The following is a 15,247-nucleotide window of genomic DNA, read 5'->3' on the forward strand; positions in this document are numbered from 1 at the left end:
GTTGGAGGGTCTCGCGCGAAGCGAAACCACCATCGATCAGGGCGCGGCCGCGGCGACCGCCTCGCTCGTCGGCGTGGCGGCGGGCGCTTCGTCGGCCCACGGCTGCGGCAGCGTCGCGAGCGTGAGTGCGCCCGCTATCGGCGTGTCGCCATAGAAGGCCGCCAGATCCGCCTTCATCTGCGGGCGCGCCACGTCATCCAGATAAATCATATGCCCGCCCTGGAAGAAGTTGACCTGCAGATTCGGATTGAGGCCCTGCACCGTCTTCAGTCGCGCGAGCTGCTTCTCGGTATTGAAGAACGGCGTGGCCAGATCGTGGTAGCCGTTTTCCGCCAGCACCTTCAGTTGCGGATTCAGCTTCAGTGCGCCGAGCAGATCGGGGATCGTGTCGGGCAGCGGCTGACCGCCGTGCGAGAAATTCCACGCCTGGATGACCGCGTCGTTCAGCGGCATATACGCGGCGTTCGGTGCGGTGTAGCCGAGGTAATCCGGCATCTGCGTGGCCAACGCATTGGTGAACGGCAGCGAGATCAGGATGTCCGACGGGTCGCCGTCGCTTTGCAGGCGCGGGTCCGAGTTGGGCAACGACACGCGACCATCGTAGCGGCCGATCGTCGAGCCCGGCACCAGCGTGATGTTGAACGGATCGATGTTGAAGTAACCCTGCATCGCCTGCAACGTGAGGCCGGATTCGGCGTCCCAGAACTTCTCGAGCCACGTCGGCGGGAAGTTCGGCGGTCCGGCATAAGTGGGCGCGCCGAGCTGGCTCAACGTCCAGTACAGCGAATAGTTCTTGAACAGGTTGTAGTTGGCGGTCACGAACGCCTCGCTGCGAAGCGCGTAAGTCGCCTGATTCACTGGCGCGGGCGACACCTGGTTGTAGTACGCCGCGACCTGGGCATAGCCCGGCATGTAGCCGCTCAACGTATCGGTTTCGAGCGCGAGCTGATTGGGCGAACCCGTGATCGCCACCGCCTCGATCGCATCCGCGAAGTAGTTCAGGATCGAGGACTGCAGCGTGATCCCTGTGAGGTGCACGCCGGCCGATTCGAGCGCGAGCGCGAGGATGTCGGTGCGAGGCGTGCCGTACGATTCACCGTACAGATAGATCGGCGAGCTGCTGCGCGAATTGACCGTTAGGTAGCGAATGATGAAGTCACGCATGATGTTCGCGTCCGCATCGGTGCTCCAATAGGTCTGGTTGGTGTTCGGCAGGATCGCCTCGGAGAGGCCCGTGCCCGGCGGATCGATGAACACGAGATCGGTCGTGTCGATCAGGCTTTCGGTGTTGTTCACGAGCGGGTAGTTCGGCCAACTGGTGCCGTTCAGCAGCGGATCGGTGGTCGCGACGCGCGTCGGCGCGAACGATCCGAGCCGCAGCCAGATCGACGAAGAGCCCGGCCCGCCGTTATAGACGAACGTGACGGGCCGCGGTTTGCCATTCGTGCTCGGCGCCGTGTAGGCGACATAAGACATCGTCGCTTCGGGTGCGCCGCTCGTCAGATCCATTGCGGTCAGATGGCCGGTGGTCGTCGTGTAGTTGATGGTGGTGCTGCCGGACGTCCATTGGTAATGCATGATCGCCGCTTTCTCGGCGACCAGTGACGACGCAATGCCGGATGTCGCGCTCGTCGAATAGGAGGTGAGATCGGTGTAGGGCTGATTGGCGGACGGCGTCTGCGGCGCGGATGCGGCTTGCGCCTGCTTGGCGACCTGCGCCATGCTGCCCGGGACCGCCGACGCCGACGAACCTCCATCGCTGCCGCCGCATCCGGCGACGATCACGATTCCGAGTGTCAGCATGCTTAGCGCGGCTAGCCGGCCATGACGACGGACGCGGCCATCGTCGGTACTCCTTCTGTCTGGTTTCATCTCGTTCCCTGGTGAGTGATACCGCTACACAAAGGCGGCTTTTCGCCGGTCGCGCGCGTTGGAGATCGAATAACCCGCACCGCACTCGAAGGCACGCAGCGCTTGCATGGACAGCTTTTCCGAATTCATTAATTCAAATTGCTTGCGCTGATATTTCTATTTGCTTTCCAGAGTTATCGATTGGATGGGCAAAGGAATTCCCTGTCGATTTATCTCGACATTTCAAGAGAAATTTAAAATTGAATCTTTCCGGTGCTTACAGCAAGAGTGAAAATAGAATGGGAAATGAGGTCTTGTCAAGGAAGGAGCGGTGATTATGCTATTCAGGATAAAGAGGGTCTCTTAGCGAGCCCCGTTGCGGTCCCGGCGGTTTGGCGCGGAGAAATGCTTTCCGGATTTATCCGCATTGCATTGGATTTTCGTGGGAAAGTCGTCGGAATTAATTGCGTTTAAAAAATAGAATTAAATGGTAAATTTAACCGGTGCGAACGCATCCTCCATCGAATAAAAAAGGCGATATTCGAGTCACGCCCGTGGCCGAATTCGATACCAGGTAAGAATCACCGCCAGCAAGAACGCGACATAGGCGACCACGAACACCCACGGTGGAAAGTCGTAATACAGCCAGGCGCTTACCCACCGCTGTATGAAGCCTTGCGGACCAGCCGTGCCCGTGCGCAGATAGTCCTCCAGCACGGTCAACGGGCACGGCACATCGAGCACCGCGAGCGTCGCGACGATACCGATGGCGAGAACATGCAGCGTACGAAACGCGCGATTGCGCGCCCACGGGAGTCGCAAACCGTGGGCGATCCAGATCGCGAGTAGTCCGCCGACGATAAACACCACGATCAGCGCGTGCAGCACGAGAACCACATTGGCGAGCCAGATCATTCTGCTTCCACTCGGGATGTGTCTGGAATCATAAGGCCAAGCTCAGTGCACTCGCCTGACCATGGCGCGGCGCCTCACTGCCCATTGCCATACAGATCGAGCAGCATCAACGTCACACCATTGGTCCACCCGAAGCCGTCCTGCAGCGGATACTCGCCACCCCCGCCGCCGCCTTCCCCCGCACCTTCGACGACGTACTTCTCGACGAGCTTCTGCTGCGTGTTGTAGACGTTCTGGACGTCCGCGAGAAAGCGCGTGCCGATCGATTGAGCGAGATCGGTGCGTCCGTAGCGCTTGAGGCCCTGAATCGCGATCCAGTGCAACGGCGCCCAGCCGTTCGGTGCGTCCCATTGCTGCGTGGTGTTATAGATCGAGGTCGCGAGGCCGCCTTGCTTCAACAGCACGTTCTGCACGGTCTGCGCAGTCTTCCACGCGCGATCGGGCCACGCCACGCCGGCCATCAGCGGATACAGCATCGCCGGTGTCTGGTTGTCGCGTGACTTGCGCAGTTGCCAGTCGTAGTCGCCGTAGTAGCCGTTGCTATTCCATAGATAACGGTTGATGCCTTCCGCGCGACGTGCCGCGTAGCCGATGAACTGCGCGACGCAATGGAAGTCGCGTGTCGTCGAGCAGCCGCGCGCGATCGTCGTCTCGAGATGGAATAACAGGCTGTTCAGATCGACTGGGATGATCGATGTCGTGCGCACCGTGGCGAGCGTCTGGTTGTCGCCGAACCAGCGTGAGCTGAAATCCCAGCCGCTTTCGGCGGTCGCGCGCAGATCGCGGTAGACCTGGTTGGCCGGCCGGCCGCTCGCCTGCGCGGTCTGCACGTCCTCGAGATAGGACTCGTCGCGCGGCGTGTCCAGCTCGTCCCAGTAGCGGTTCAGCACGGTGCCATCGTTGAGCACGACGACATTGCGCGTCGCGCCGCCGCGCGGCGTGCTGGCCGAACCCTGCATCCAGTACGCGTATTCCTTGCGCAGCTCGGGGAGGTACTTCTGATAAACCTTATTGCCTTCCTTTTGCGCCGCGAGCTCGACCATATACGAGTAGAACGGCGGCTGCGAGCGGCTCAGATAGTACGTGCGATTGCCGTTCGGGATATGGCCGAACGTGTCGATCATGTACGCGAAGTTGTCGAGCATATCGTCGACGAGATCTTCACGTCCGGACTCCTGCAGCCCCAGCATCGTGAAATAGGTATCCCAGTAGTAGCCCTCGCGAAAGCGGCCGCCCGGCACGACGTACGGTTTGGGCATCGGGATCAGCGAGCTGTAGTCGGGCACGCTCGTCGTCGTGCGCGTGAGGCCGCTCCAGAGCCAGTCGATGTGCTCGCGCAGACTCTGATTGGGCGGCGGCGTGATGCTCTGATCGGGCGGGGGAGTGAAGTACTGGCTGACGAATTTCTGCAGCGAAAAGCCGGGCTGGTTCTTTTGCGCTTCGTATAACTGCACGATCGCGGCGGGACTGCCATTCGGCGTCGAGTCGACGAACGTCTTCTGGTCGTTGAAGATCTGCGCGGTTTGCACGGCGACGAACAGATCGCCGTAAAGGATGTCGGGCGCGGGCGGCAGCGCGGCGCCCACCTGGGTATCGGCCAGACAGCTCGCGGATGCGAAGACGAGCGTGGCGATGCACGCGATGCCGAGCGTGATCGGCGAACGTCGCGGCACGAAGTGCTCATTCAAGCCGGGAAAGAGATGCGCGTTGGATGCGGCGCTGCTGCGAGACAGTGATTGAGTGCTCATGATGCCTCCAAGGTTGTGGGCATGTCACTGGTCTCTTCGCACGCCATTCGACGTCGTCTCCCGACGACATGCGAGTCCGGCACGAGGTGGCCGGATCAATGGCCCCGAAAGCATCGCACGCTTTCGAAGCATCAGGCAACTGCAGCGCAGCACATCCTGTATGCACTCAGCATGAAGATCGAAACGTGATGAACGAAGGGGAAGATGCGCGCAATCGCGTATTTGCGCGTGCTTCGTGATTCGAAGCAATGGAAGCGATGAGCGCGAGCGATTCCGCGAGAAAAACCGCTCGCGGAGCAAGCGACGTACCCGCGTCGACCATTCTGCAGGCCGGCGCGGTTACGGGAGAACAACGAGAAATTTACTGCGCGAGAGGCTGCGTCACGTCCGTACCGAACCAGTGCATCGAGATCTTCTTGAGCGTGCCGTCCTGCTTCATTTGGGTCAGCGCATCGTCGAGTGCTTTTGCGAACTTCGGATTGTCCTTGCGGAACGGGATGCCCATTTCCTGGTCGGCGCCTTTCAGCACCGCGCCGGTTCGCAGCGGCAATTGCGAGTTCTTGATGATGTATGGCAGCATCAGCCGGTCGTCGATGGTCGCGTCGATACGCTTGGCCGCGAGATCGCGCAGCTTCTCGGGTGCGCCCGGATAAGTCTGCACGTTGATGCCGGGTACTGCGCGCGCCATCTGGTCGTAGTTGGTGCCGAGCGTCACGCCGATCTTCTTGTCGCCCTTGAATTCGTCGAGCGATTTGAACTCACGCTTGTCGTCCGCGCGTTGAATCAGCTGCGCGGCCGAGTATGTGTATGGCTGGCTGAAATCAAGAACCTGTTTGCGTTGCGGGGTAATGGTGACCTGGTTGATGATGACGTCGAATTTGCCACTCTGCAGCGCCGCGATAATGCCGCTCCACTCGGTCGGAATGAACTCCGGTTTTACCCCGAGCTTCGCCGCCACGGCTTTTGCGACATCGACATCGAAGCCTTCCAGTTGACCGTCCTTGTTGCGCGAGTCGAACGGCGGATAGGTGCCTTCGAGACCGATCTTCAGGACTCCAGCCCGTTTGACCGAGTCGAGCAGATCTTCGGCATGAGCCGCGATTGCGGTAAAGCTGAAGGCGGAGATGGTCAGCGCGTTAATCAGCAGCTTCGAAAGTTTCATTGAGTGTCTCCTCTGTACTTGAGTATCAGGCTGCACAACGCAACGATTTCATCATCGTGTGCACACTCTCGACTGTCTCGTTTCGTGGATCATGTCGGGGTGCGGCGTCATCCTAGCACTCCAAAAGTCGTCTGTTTTATCTTTGTTCGGAGGCGGTGGAGCGACGCTTCGAGCCCACGATGATGCCAATCAGTCAATTCGTGAAGACACCCTACGCCCTCACCACGGTAACCCCGGCCGCTTCAATCGGCTTCGTCAATTCCGCGCTGGTCTTCTTCTCGACCACGATGGTCTGCGCGAGCGTGATATCACCGATCACGCAGCGCGACGCGGCGTTCAGTTTCGACGACGACGCGAGCACGACCGTCTCCGCCGCGCGCGCGGCGAGCGCGCGCTTGATCGCGGCTTCCTCGAAGTCGCCGGTGGTGAGCCCTGCGCTCGGATGCACGCCGGTCACGCCCATGAAGTACAGGTCGGCATGGATGCGCGAAATGCCTTCCATTGCCGCGGCGCCGACGGCCACGATCGAATGCTTGTAGAGCCGCCCGCCGATCAGGATCACTTCGACGCAAGGATGCGCGGCCAGCGCCGTCGCGACGCTCGGGCTATGCGTGACGATGGTCGCGTGCAGATCGGCCGGCAGTTCCCGGACCAGTAGCGCCGACGTGGTGCCGCCGTCGACGATCACTGTTTGCCCCGGCGCGATCAGCTCGACCGCTCGCCGCGCGATGCGCCGCTTGGCGAGCGTCTCGATGTCCTGACGCTGCTCGAATGACGCGAGCGCGGCAGACGCCGGCAACGCGCCGCCGTGGACCCGCTGCAAGCGCCCCTCAGCGGCCAGTTCGCGCAGATCGCGGCGGATCGTATCTTCCGACACGCCAAACGCCACGCTCAGCTCGCCTGCGAGCACCTGCCCGTTGCGCGCGAGCTCGTCGAGGATCGTTTTCTTGCGTTGGGTGGTCAACATTGGATTGCACGAAATCACTTGAAATTGCACGAAGTTGCACGATAACATGAATCATTGTCGATGATCGACAGGAGGGCAACATGACTGCAACGAAAGACCGGGTTCGCATCGTCGCCACGACCTTGCTGTCGGACGATTGGTACACGCTGAAAAAGGTGACGTTCGACTTCCTGCGCCGCGACGGCACATGGCAGCGCCAGAACCGCGAGACCTACGATCGCGGCAACGGCGCGACGATCCTTCTGCACAGTCCGCGCACCGGCAACGTGATGCTCACGCGACAATTCCGCATGCCCGCGTTCGTGAACGGTCACGACGGCATGATGATCGAAGCGCCGGGCGGATTGCTCGACGACGCTTCGCCGGAAGAGCGCATCCGGCTCGAAGTCGAGGAGGAAACGGGGTATCGCGTCGGCGCGGTCCACAAGATTTTCGAGGCCTACATGAGCCCGGGGTCCGTGACCGAAAAACTCCACTTCTATGTCGGCGAGTACGAGGCGTCGATGCGCGTCCACGATGGCGGCGGCGTCGAAGATGAAGGGGAAGATGTCGAGGTGATCGAAATGCCGTTGCAAGCCGCGTTGCGAGCGGTCGAGGCAGGGGAAATCGTCGACGGCAAGACGATCATGCTGTTGCAGTACGTCGCTTTACGCGGGTTTGCGTCAGCGCCGGCAGCCTAGTTGCGTCGCGAGTTCGTGCAGATCGCCGACGACGAAGTCCCACGCCTCATTCGCCTTCAGATCGCTCGTCTGCTGAGGGCCATGCTCGGTGGGCCGCAGCACGAACGCGGTGCTTAGACCGACGCGCCGGGCGGCGGCGAGATCGTTGTTATGGGCGGCGACGAGGCATAGCTCGCGCGGTTCGATGCCGAGAATTTCCGCCGTTTCGCTATAGACCCGCGGCGAGGGCTTATAAGCGCGGACGACTTCGGCGCCGAGAATGGCATCCCAGGGCAGACCGGCACGCTTTGCGATGTCCACCATCAGGCGAATGTTGCCATTCGATAACGGCGCGATGATGAAGCGTCCCTTCAGGCGCTGCAATGCATCGACGGAATCGGGCCACGGGTCCAGCCGATGCCAGGCCAGGTTCAACTCATCGATCTCGGGCTCGGTAACGTCGACGATGCCCAAACGCGTCAGCACTTTGACGAGGTTTTCCCGGTGCAGCACGTCGAGTCTTACATACGGTCTGCGTCCGCTACGCACTTCTTCCATCGCAGGCGAATACTCGCGTCGCCACGCGTCCGCGAAATCGGATGCGTCGAGATTCGGTGCGTACCGCTGCAGAAACGGTTGCGCTTCACGCGCGACGCCGCTTCGCCAATCAACCACGGTTCCGAAGACATCGAACACGAATGCTTTGATGGTGGTTTGGCTGGTAGAGTCGATGCCCATGATCGTCCTTTGCGGGTATGGCGGGAACAATCCATCTTAGGCGAAGAGAATGCACGCGTTGCTAGCATCGCGGCGGAGTGTACAAGGCTCGTAATGAACGAGGAGCGCAGGTGCTGAGAGCCGTCCAGGGTTTTGCCTGGTCTCGCGCGTGTCGATTCCCGCAGCGGCGGCCCGTCGTGACAGTATGTTCAACCCCTCCAGTGAAGGCACACTCATCATGGCTACCGGAACCGTCAAATTTCACCGTGTTTTGCGCACGACGCCCGAGCGTATCTATCGAGCGTTCCTCGAACCCGCCGCGATGGCGAAATGGCTGCCGCCGTATGGTTTCACCTGCGACGTGCATCAGATGGATGCGCGCGTCGGCGGCACCTACAGGATGTCGTTTCATAACTTCGGCTCGGGCAAGGGCCACTCGTTCGGCGGCGAATACCTCGAATTGGTGCCGTTCGAAAAGATCCGCTACTCGGACTATTTCGACGATCCGAATCTGCCCGGTCAGATGCATACGACCGTTTCGTTGCGGCAGGTGTCTTGCGGAACTGAACTGAACATCGTGCAGGAGGGCATCCCCGAGATGATTCCGGTCGAGATGTGTTACCTCGGCTGGCAGGAGTCGCTCGCGCAGCTTGCGAAGCTGGTCGAGCCGGAGATTCCGGACTGACATTCAATACCAGTCGCGTGCTGCGTCATCCAGCAAATGGGCGAGCCCGGCGCGGTCCGAAACCGCACCGCTCGCACTCAATCAGGGAAGGTTCGGCACTTTGACGGGCGCGCCGGCTACATCGTCGGAATCACACGCGGCGACTCCAGATGGCTCTCCACCCGCTTGATGCCGGGCACGTTTTCCGCGGCGATGCGGATCGCGCGCTTCTCCTCTTCGGATTCTGTTCTTCTCCTGTGCGGGCCGCGACGGGTCCTCATCGGTTGCACGCGTCGCGCGAGGTCGGCAGACGCACCGGGGGACAAGGCCGCGGTGCTGAGGCGCCTTGAGTGTAGGTTAACTTTACCGGCTGGTATGCAACACAAGGCAGATCTTCCCGCTGCTAATGGACTACGACAAAGTCGGCGCCGAACCATATTCAATACCTGATTAACGATAAGGTCGGTTTCAACCGGGATGTCGCTTAGTGCGATGCAGCAATATTCGACGTCGACCGGAGTGTCGACGACGAGCTCCGCACGGAATCCCACATGATTTCGGCATTCGTCGTCGCAGCGAGCGGTTCTGAATCGCTGTCCCAGCGAGCCGTTCCTACCGCTGGCATTGTTTAAGCTTGAATTAAGCGACGCGACCTACGCTTTGAACGTAGCAGGAGAGGAAAACGGCGCGACTGAGTGCACCTTTCCGCCGCGCTACATAGGTACTACGCACGTAACAACTCGGGGCATCCCCGGCAGAAAGAGGTTGAGATGATGTACTTGATTACCGACCTGAAAATGGTCGAAAGCTACGGTCGCATCAAGGCTGACAGTGGCAATGATGCGCTGCATGAGTTCGCGGTCAGCAAAGGCTTCGTCGACCTGATGGAGTTCGCCTCCGCCCGGCCCGCGTTCGCCAACGACTTGCTCGCTGTTCAACTGCAATAAGGAGACTGACGTGGCCATAACTTTGGGGCAGGCGCTGGTGCACGCCGAGCAGTTGGAAGTCTACGGCGTGATCTCCAAGACGTCGCAGGCGCTCATCCGGCTGATGCAGGAGTACCGGGCCGTAGTCGGCGTGGAACAATACGAGCAGGTTATCGAGGAAGCGGGCCTGGCTCATCCGGAGCCGCAGTGACCCGCTTTGCGCATCCTGAACCAAGAAAAAAAGCACTACTTATGCGTGCGGTGCCGGCGGGAATTTGTGCGCATTCTCGCCGACACTGAAACCGCCAAACCTCTAAAAGCCGCACTTAGTCGCTAAAAGATAAAACCGGTGTTCACGAACTTCGAGTGATGATTCGTGACCATCGTGTCGAGCAGCGTCTTGTTCAAGTCGGTCTCCTTGGCTGCGACCATGGACCGGATCGAGAACGCGCGCAATGCATCCGTGACCGATAGCGTGCCTTCCGCCGAATCCTTGCGGCCCGCAAACGGAAAGACGTCTGGACCTCGCTGGCACTGGCTGTTGAGATTGACACGGCACACCTGGTTGACGAGCGGGTCGACCAGCGCGCCAATCTGGGCAGCGTCAGTGCCGAAAATGCTGACCTGCTGACCGTGGTCCGAAGTGATGACATATTCGAGCGGTGTATCGATGTGATCGAACGGCACGACTGGGATAATCGGTCCGAACTGCTCTTCACGATAGAGCATCATCCCTTCCTTGACGGGGTACACCACGGCCGGATAGAAAAGCGTTTTGCAGAACACGCCACCACCTTCATTCACGACCGCCGCGCCTTTCGCTTTCGCATCGTCAATCGCCTGGGTCATGTAGGCTGTACGATGCATGCCGGGCAGCGGTGTAATGGACACACCCTTTTCCCACGGCATGCCAACCTTGAGATTCTCGAGCGCAGCGTTGAAGCGCTCAAGAAACGTATCGACGATCGAGCGGTGCACCATCAGGATCTTGAGCGCTGTGCACCGTTGACCATTGAACGACAACGTACCGAGCAGACATTCTTTTACGGCGAGGTCGATGTCGGCATCAGCCAGCACGATCGCGGCGTTTTTGGCGTCAAGGCCGAGAACGGCGCGGAGCCGATGCGACTTCGGGTGCTGCTTTTTCAGATGGTCTGCAACCTTGCTCGAGCCGATCAGGGCAAGCACGTCGATCTTTCCCGAGGCGAGCATGTGTGGCACGACCACCGCGCCCGGTGCATAAATCGTGTTGATGACGCCCTTCGGAAAAGCGGAGCGGAATGCCTCGAGCAGCGGGAAGAACAGCAGCGTGCCATATTGGGGCGGCTTGAATACGACGGTGTTGCCCATCAGCAATGCGGGAATGAGCGTCGCGAACGTTTCGTTCAGCGGATAGTTGTAAGGCCCCATGCACAGTACGACGCCAAGCGGTGTGCGGCGAATCTGGCCGATGGTGCCCTCGGCGATGACAAAGCGCGAGTTGCTATTGTCCAGCTCCTTTAGCGCCGAGATCGTGTCTTGCATATAGCTGATGGTGCGGTCGAACTCCTTCTGTGAATCGGCAAGGCTCTTGCCGATTTCCCACATGATCAGATTCACAATCTCATCGCGCCTCGCCGCCATCAGACGAATGAAGTCCTGCATGCAACCGATGCGCTGCGCGACCGTCATCGTCGGCCACTGACCGCGGCCGTGGTCGTAGGCTCGCACGGCGGCGTCGAGCGCGGCATCGCTCTCGACTTCGCCCATGACGGGATAACTGCCGATTACGACCTGTTCAGCGTCGCCTGATGCTTGTCGCACGCAGACCGGAGATAGCACGGTCTTGCAGTTTCCATCCCATGCCTTCAGTTCTCCATCGACGAGCGAGACGCGCTGATGAATGGGCTCCGCCAGGCGGGCGGTCTCTGGAATATCGTCGGTGACTGGAAACAACTGCTGGAGGTTTTCGAAGTCGATACTTGCCACGTTTCGCTCCCATGTTCGTGCAGTACGCGGTAGGCGCAAGACACAGACAGAAGCATAGCTAATGGCAGCAGAGTTGGAGCCGAACCGTGTCCAACATCAATCAGGAGCGGCGGAAACGTCCTGGAAACCGGATTCGATGAGATTCATCATCGTGGTCTGCAATTCGACCAGCGGCGTAGCAGTCACTGCAGTCGCTACCCCGTCGGATTTCGGGAGCAGTCCAACGAATGCCGCAATGCCGGTTCCGCATGCCGCTATGAGTAGGGCGGCAGCCAGTACGGCTACACTGCCGCGCACCGCTTGTCTGGGAACGAAGTCCGCAAAACATCGCATGATGGCTATCTCCGGTTGACGCAGCATCTGCAAGCAAAGGCCGTGCCGATGCAGCGAGCTGCCAGGCAAGCGTGCCGCTGGAAGGCTGCATACGCGTCGGCTGCTCGCGCGACAGCGGCAACGTGGATTCGATGGTGGGATTCACCAGACAGTTTGAGCGGGCCGAGACGGTCCGAAACCAACACGTTTCCGCGGAGAATCGGGCGCTTCGACCTTGACGGCGACGCATGCAACATCCTGTGACAGGGAAAGACGGCAGCGTGGAAGCCTCGCGATAGTTCATTCATTGCGAAGTCCGACGCGACGCCTCTGCGGCATGCGCGCACGATTTACTGTTTCCTCCTACCGAACAGCTGTACTAACATCGAGTAACGGTTCGAGCACTGACGACCGGGCGGGGCCGGGAGGCAAATTGCCTCCTCCTGGAGGACCAAGATGAAACAAAACTCGTCTCGGGAAATCGTCGAACTGTTGACCAAAGTAGCCGGGCGGGCCGCCATGCAAGTGCCCAGGGGGCAGACCCGCAGGAGTGCGTCGATAGCGATCGACCAGCTCGAAGAGATCAAGCGCAACGCGGCGTTTGCTCGCCAATATGAATCAGCACCGGAACCGCTACGCGAACTGGTGATGAGGCGGGCCGTAGAAGTCCATGACCTGGCGACTGCACAAGACTACGCGAGCGCCCTCAATGCCCTCAAAGCGGTAGTCGATTTCCTTTATCAACATCTGGTAGACGACTCCGGCTCAGCAACGCCACCGAGCAAACTGGCAAGCATCGATTTGAATGCCGTTCACAGGGCTCTTCAATTCGGAGGTCTTCCGGGACAGTCGCAGCAAGACCCCGATGACGACAACCCGCCGCCAGTGCGTCGCTGAACTTGCCAAGGATAACCGCCGATGCTCTCGGGCCTATCGAAACTACTGGACAAAGCATTTATCCTCGGCTTCTTTTTGCCAGCCATGCTTGGCTTTACAGGTTTTCTCGCAGCTAATGCGGACATCCCGCTGTTTGGCGATTTGCTGAACAAAGCGACCTCGGACAGCGAAAAGGTCGGCGGCTTGTTTACTTTCCTCATAATCGTATGGGTGCTATCGCTGCTCTTGATGGTGCTGAACAACTGGTTTTATCAGGTCCTCGAAGGATACAAATGGCCATTCAATCGAGAGGCCTGGAAGCGCGATGAGCGCGACCGCCGCAATCGTCAGCTGGGCCTTATAGAACGCCTCCGTACCGAACTCGATACCGAGAACAGTACGATCGAGCGGCTCAAAGCCTCAAAGGAATCGTCGGAATACAGAAAAGCCGAATTGAACAGAGCCACCGTAAGGGCGAGGCTGTATCGCACTCAGGAGCGCAACGCGCGTGATTTCCCTCGCTATGAGAACCTCGTTCTTTCTACGGCCTTTGGGAACACGTTGCGTGCATTCGAGGGTTACTCGAGCGAAGTCTACAAGGTCGACAGCATATTCGTCTGGCCGCGTCTTCTTGCCGTGATCCCAAAGGACTATCAGGCAATCATTGCCGACGCGAGAGCTCCAGTTGACTTTCTGGTCGGACTCGTCGTTCTGGGTTCATTGACGTCCATCTGTACGTTCGTGCGAGCGCTTGACATCTGGCTTGCGGACGGGCTGGGCGGCAATTACGTGTTAGCCGATCTTTTGCAGAATGCCGCGATTGCGGCCGCTATTGCGGTAATCGCGTATCGGCTGGCGATTCTTGAGGCAAGAAGCTGGGGCGACGTTGTCAAATCGGCGTTTGATCTTTATCTGCCGGCACTCGCCGAGCAGTTAGGTTTTGTTCTTCCGACGTCCCAGGCCGCGCAGCAGGAGTTTTGGGCCGCATGGAGCACGCAGTTCCGCTTTCATGCACCGGCAAATACCGCGTGGTGGACACGTGTCCAGCCGGCGACGCCACCAGCAACGACCCAGGCGGATTGGGAGGCGACAGACTCCGCAGGCGAAAGCGACGAGATTCGCGGAGGTTGAGAGGCAACTGCGCTGCCTTTTATTCAGCCTGGAGTTGCGTGCACCATGACACCACAGTTCGATACCGATTTGCGGACCAGACTGGTGAGAGTCTACGGTCGTGTGCAGGGTGTAGGTTACCGGCAGGCTTGCATCGAGGAGGCCACGGCCCGAGGGATCACGGGTTGGGTCCGAAACCGGATGGATGGTTCGGTCGAAGCTGTGTTGCAAGGGCGCGCTGAAGACCTAGAGCGAATTTGCGACTGGCTGGTTGACGGTGCGCATGGAGCGCTGGTGGATCGCCTGGAAATCAAGGAACTGTCGCCACCGGTAGCCCGGTTCGATGAATTCAAGCTGGCCGCGACGGTCTAGTTCGGGTCACGCTACAGAGTCCAAGCCGCCGGACATGAACGCTGATTCTTCGAGCGTCCTAAGGCTTGACCGCGGAGGCCAGAACGCAGCTCATCGGAAGCCGCAGGTCCCCGTTATCGCTGCGATACGCCTCGGCGTCGCGTGCGACGGCCCGTTCGATAGACGCCAGCGCCGCCGGCGTTTGCGCGTGTAGCAACGCGGAAAACCGCACGCCGCCGCGCAGGAGTGCATGAAAAGGGGTATTGGGAGCATGAAGCACGAGCGTGAGGTCCAACTCCCGCATTTCGGGTTGGACGAACCCGGCATCGAGCAACGTGCGCTTCGATTCCTGCCAATCGCTGAACCGGAAGAGGGCTGGTCCCGGCGGCAGGGGCACATCGGTCGTCCCGTGCTGCTCGATTGCCTTTAACACCATGTCGAAGGCCACCGCCTTGTTGGGTGTCGCCCATTCCGTGAAGGCAATTCTGCCATCGGGTCGCAGTACACGAAGCGCCTCCGCGAGTGCGCGCTCGGGGTGCGCGAAGTGCAACATTCCGAAGCTGATCCCCACAGCCGAGAAGCTTTCGTCGGGAAATGGCAAATCCTCCGCGTCGCCGACGCGGAACTCAAGTGCCGGAAAGACGCGTCTCGCCTTGTCGACCATCGCGACCGAGAAATCCACGCCAGCGACATCCGCGCCGCACAGTGCGGCGGCCGCCGCGAGGTAGCCGGGGCCGCATGCGACGTCGAGAAAACGCGCACCCCGACGAATGCAGAGGGTCTCGAGAATGGCCTGGTTCGACTGCGCGGTCAAATCACCGAAATACTCATGATAGGCCTGCGCGACCCGCTCCCAACCTTCATGTTCGAAGGTGCTGAAGTCGAGTTGTCCCATGCTTACCCCCACCGGTTTTACACATGTGCAACTTGTAGCGCACGACTATGTTCCTCGGAATCCGCATGTCTGGCTATCGGGGAAACAATTCAGGCGGGCGACAGCGAAAATAGACGGATTTGTGGT

At 59.8% G+C, this 15,247-nt stretch carries 16 protein-coding genes and 1 pseudogene; 7 read left to right on the plus strand and 10 right to left on the minus strand.

Annotated elements, in window-relative coordinates:
* Nucleotides 1-36: 36 nt before the first annotated feature.
* The 5 genes from AB3X86_RS24060 to AB3X86_RS24080 all read right to left on the minus strand — a co-directional run bounded on the left by AB3X86_RS24060 (nucleotide 37) and on the right by AB3X86_RS24080 (nucleotide 6,643).
* A complete protein-coding gene (locus tag AB3X86_RS24060; RefSeq protein WP_368597954.1) occupies nucleotides 37-1,872 on the minus strand; it encodes a peptidase S10 in 1,836 nt (611 codons plus the stop codon).
* A 525-nt stretch (nucleotides 1,873-2,397) separates the two neighbouring features.
* Complete coding sequence (locus AB3X86_RS24065; RefSeq protein ID WP_176369355.1) at nucleotides 2,398-2,766, minus strand: DUF2784 domain-containing protein; 369 nt, start codon at nucleotides 2,764-2,766, stop codon at nucleotides 2,398-2,400.
* 74 nt (nucleotides 2,767-2,840) lie between these two features.
* Nucleotides 2,841-4,514, minus strand: coding sequence for an alpha,alpha-trehalase TreA (gene treA, locus AB3X86_RS24070; RefSeq protein ID WP_368597955.1), 1,674 nt, complete (start codon nucleotides 4,512-4,514; stop codon nucleotides 2,841-2,843).
* Nucleotides 4,515-4,875: 361 nt separating this feature from the next.
* Nucleotides 4,876-5,676 (minus strand): transporter substrate-binding domain-containing protein, encoded by an 801-nt coding sequence (locus AB3X86_RS24075; RefSeq protein ID WP_176378488.1) that lies wholly within the window; start codon nucleotides 5,674-5,676, stop codon nucleotides 4,876-4,878.
* Nucleotides 5,677-5,887: 211 nt separating this feature from the next.
* Complete coding sequence (locus AB3X86_RS24080) at nucleotides 5,888-6,643, minus strand: DeoR/GlpR family DNA-binding transcription regulator (RefSeq protein WP_368597956.1); 756 nt, start codon at nucleotides 6,641-6,643, stop codon at nucleotides 5,888-5,890.
* An 80-nt stretch (nucleotides 6,644-6,723) separates the two neighbouring features.
* On the opposite strand from AB3X86_RS24080, the gene AB3X86_RS24085 reads away from it, so the two are divergent.
* Nucleotides 6,724-7,323 (plus strand): NUDIX domain-containing protein, encoded by a 600-nt coding sequence (locus tag AB3X86_RS24085; RefSeq protein ID WP_368597957.1) that lies wholly within the window; start codon nucleotides 6,724-6,726, stop codon nucleotides 7,321-7,323.
* Here AB3X86_RS24085 and AB3X86_RS24090 read toward each other — a convergent pair.
* Nucleotides 7,306-8,040: a haloacid dehalogenase type II gene (locus AB3X86_RS24090; RefSeq protein ID WP_368597958.1), complete on the minus strand. Its 735-nt coding sequence runs from the start codon at nucleotides 8,038-8,040 to the stop codon at nucleotides 7,306-7,308. The genes AB3X86_RS24085 and AB3X86_RS24090 overlap by 18 nt on opposite strands.
* Before the next feature lie 217 nt (nucleotides 8,041-8,257).
* On the opposite strand from AB3X86_RS24090, the gene AB3X86_RS24095 reads away from it, so the two are divergent.
* A complete protein-coding gene (locus tag AB3X86_RS24095; RefSeq protein ID WP_176111504.1) occupies nucleotides 8,258-8,704 on the plus strand; it encodes an SRPBCC family protein in 447 nt (148 codons plus the stop codon).
* A gap of 116 nt (nucleotides 8,705-8,820) precedes the next feature.
* Here the strand turns inward: AB3X86_RS24095 and AB3X86_RS24100 are convergent.
* Nucleotides 8,821-8,928: pseudogene (locus AB3X86_RS24100) on the minus strand (histidine kinase); the annotation flags it as partial.
* A 534-nt stretch (nucleotides 8,929-9,462) separates the two neighbouring features.
* On the opposite strand from AB3X86_RS24100, the gene AB3X86_RS24105 reads away from it, so the two are divergent.
* Nucleotides 9,463-9,630 (plus strand): hypothetical protein, encoded by a 168-nt coding sequence (locus AB3X86_RS24105; protein WP_184227111.1) that lies wholly within the window; start codon nucleotides 9,463-9,465, stop codon nucleotides 9,628-9,630.
* Between the two features lie 10 nt (nucleotides 9,631-9,640).
* Nucleotides 9,641-9,820 carry a hypothetical protein gene (locus tag AB3X86_RS24110; protein WP_176121469.1) on the plus strand — a complete coding sequence of 60 codons (180 nt, stop codon included), beginning with the start codon at nucleotides 9,641-9,643 and terminating at the stop codon, nucleotides 9,818-9,820.
* A gap of 122 nt (nucleotides 9,821-9,942) precedes the next feature.
* Here AB3X86_RS24110 and AB3X86_RS24115 read toward each other — a convergent pair whose 3' ends face one another.
* On the minus strand, nucleotides 9,943-11,577 hold the full coding sequence (locus AB3X86_RS24115; protein WP_368597959.1) for an NADP-dependent glyceraldehyde-3-phosphate dehydrogenase: 1,635 nt from the start codon (nucleotides 11,575-11,577) through the stop codon (nucleotides 9,943-9,945).
* Between the two features lie 96 nt (nucleotides 11,578-11,673).
* The gene (locus AB3X86_RS24120) at nucleotides 11,674-11,937 is read right to left on the minus strand and encodes a hypothetical protein (RefSeq protein WP_368598025.1); all 264 of its coding nucleotides are present in this window, start codon (nucleotides 11,935-11,937) and stop codon (nucleotides 11,674-11,676) included.
* A 408-nt stretch (nucleotides 11,938-12,345) separates the two neighbouring features.
* Between AB3X86_RS24120 and AB3X86_RS24125 the strand changes: the two genes are divergently transcribed.
* From AB3X86_RS24125 to AB3X86_RS24135, 3 genes are read left to right on the plus strand one after another with little or no spacing between them, the layout of a single operon-like run.
* A complete protein-coding gene (locus tag AB3X86_RS24125; protein WP_368597960.1) occupies nucleotides 12,346-12,786 on the plus strand; it encodes a hypothetical protein in 441 nt (146 codons plus the stop codon).
* Between the two features lie 21 nt (nucleotides 12,787-12,807).
* Entirely contained in the window at nucleotides 12,808-13,896 is a 1,089-nt protein-coding gene (locus AB3X86_RS24130) for a hypothetical protein (RefSeq protein ID WP_368597961.1), read from the plus strand.
* 45 nt (nucleotides 13,897-13,941) lie between these two features.
* On the plus strand, nucleotides 13,942-14,247 hold the full coding sequence (locus AB3X86_RS24135; protein WP_176111499.1) for an acylphosphatase: 306 nt from the start codon (nucleotides 13,942-13,944) through the stop codon (nucleotides 14,245-14,247).
* Nucleotides 14,248-14,305: 58 nt separating this feature from the next.
* Here the strand turns inward: AB3X86_RS24135 and AB3X86_RS24140 are convergent, their stop codons facing one another.
* Nucleotides 14,306-15,121 (minus strand): class I SAM-dependent methyltransferase, encoded by an 816-nt coding sequence (locus AB3X86_RS24140; RefSeq protein ID WP_368597962.1) that lies wholly within the window; start codon nucleotides 15,119-15,121, stop codon nucleotides 14,306-14,308.
* Nucleotides 15,122-15,247 lie beyond the last annotated feature (126 nt).

It is taken from the genome of Paraburkholderia sp. BR14374, from assembly GCF_040948685.1.
Lineage (GTDB): Bacteria > Pseudomonadota > Gammaproteobacteria > Burkholderiales > Burkholderiaceae > Paraburkholderia > Paraburkholderia youngii.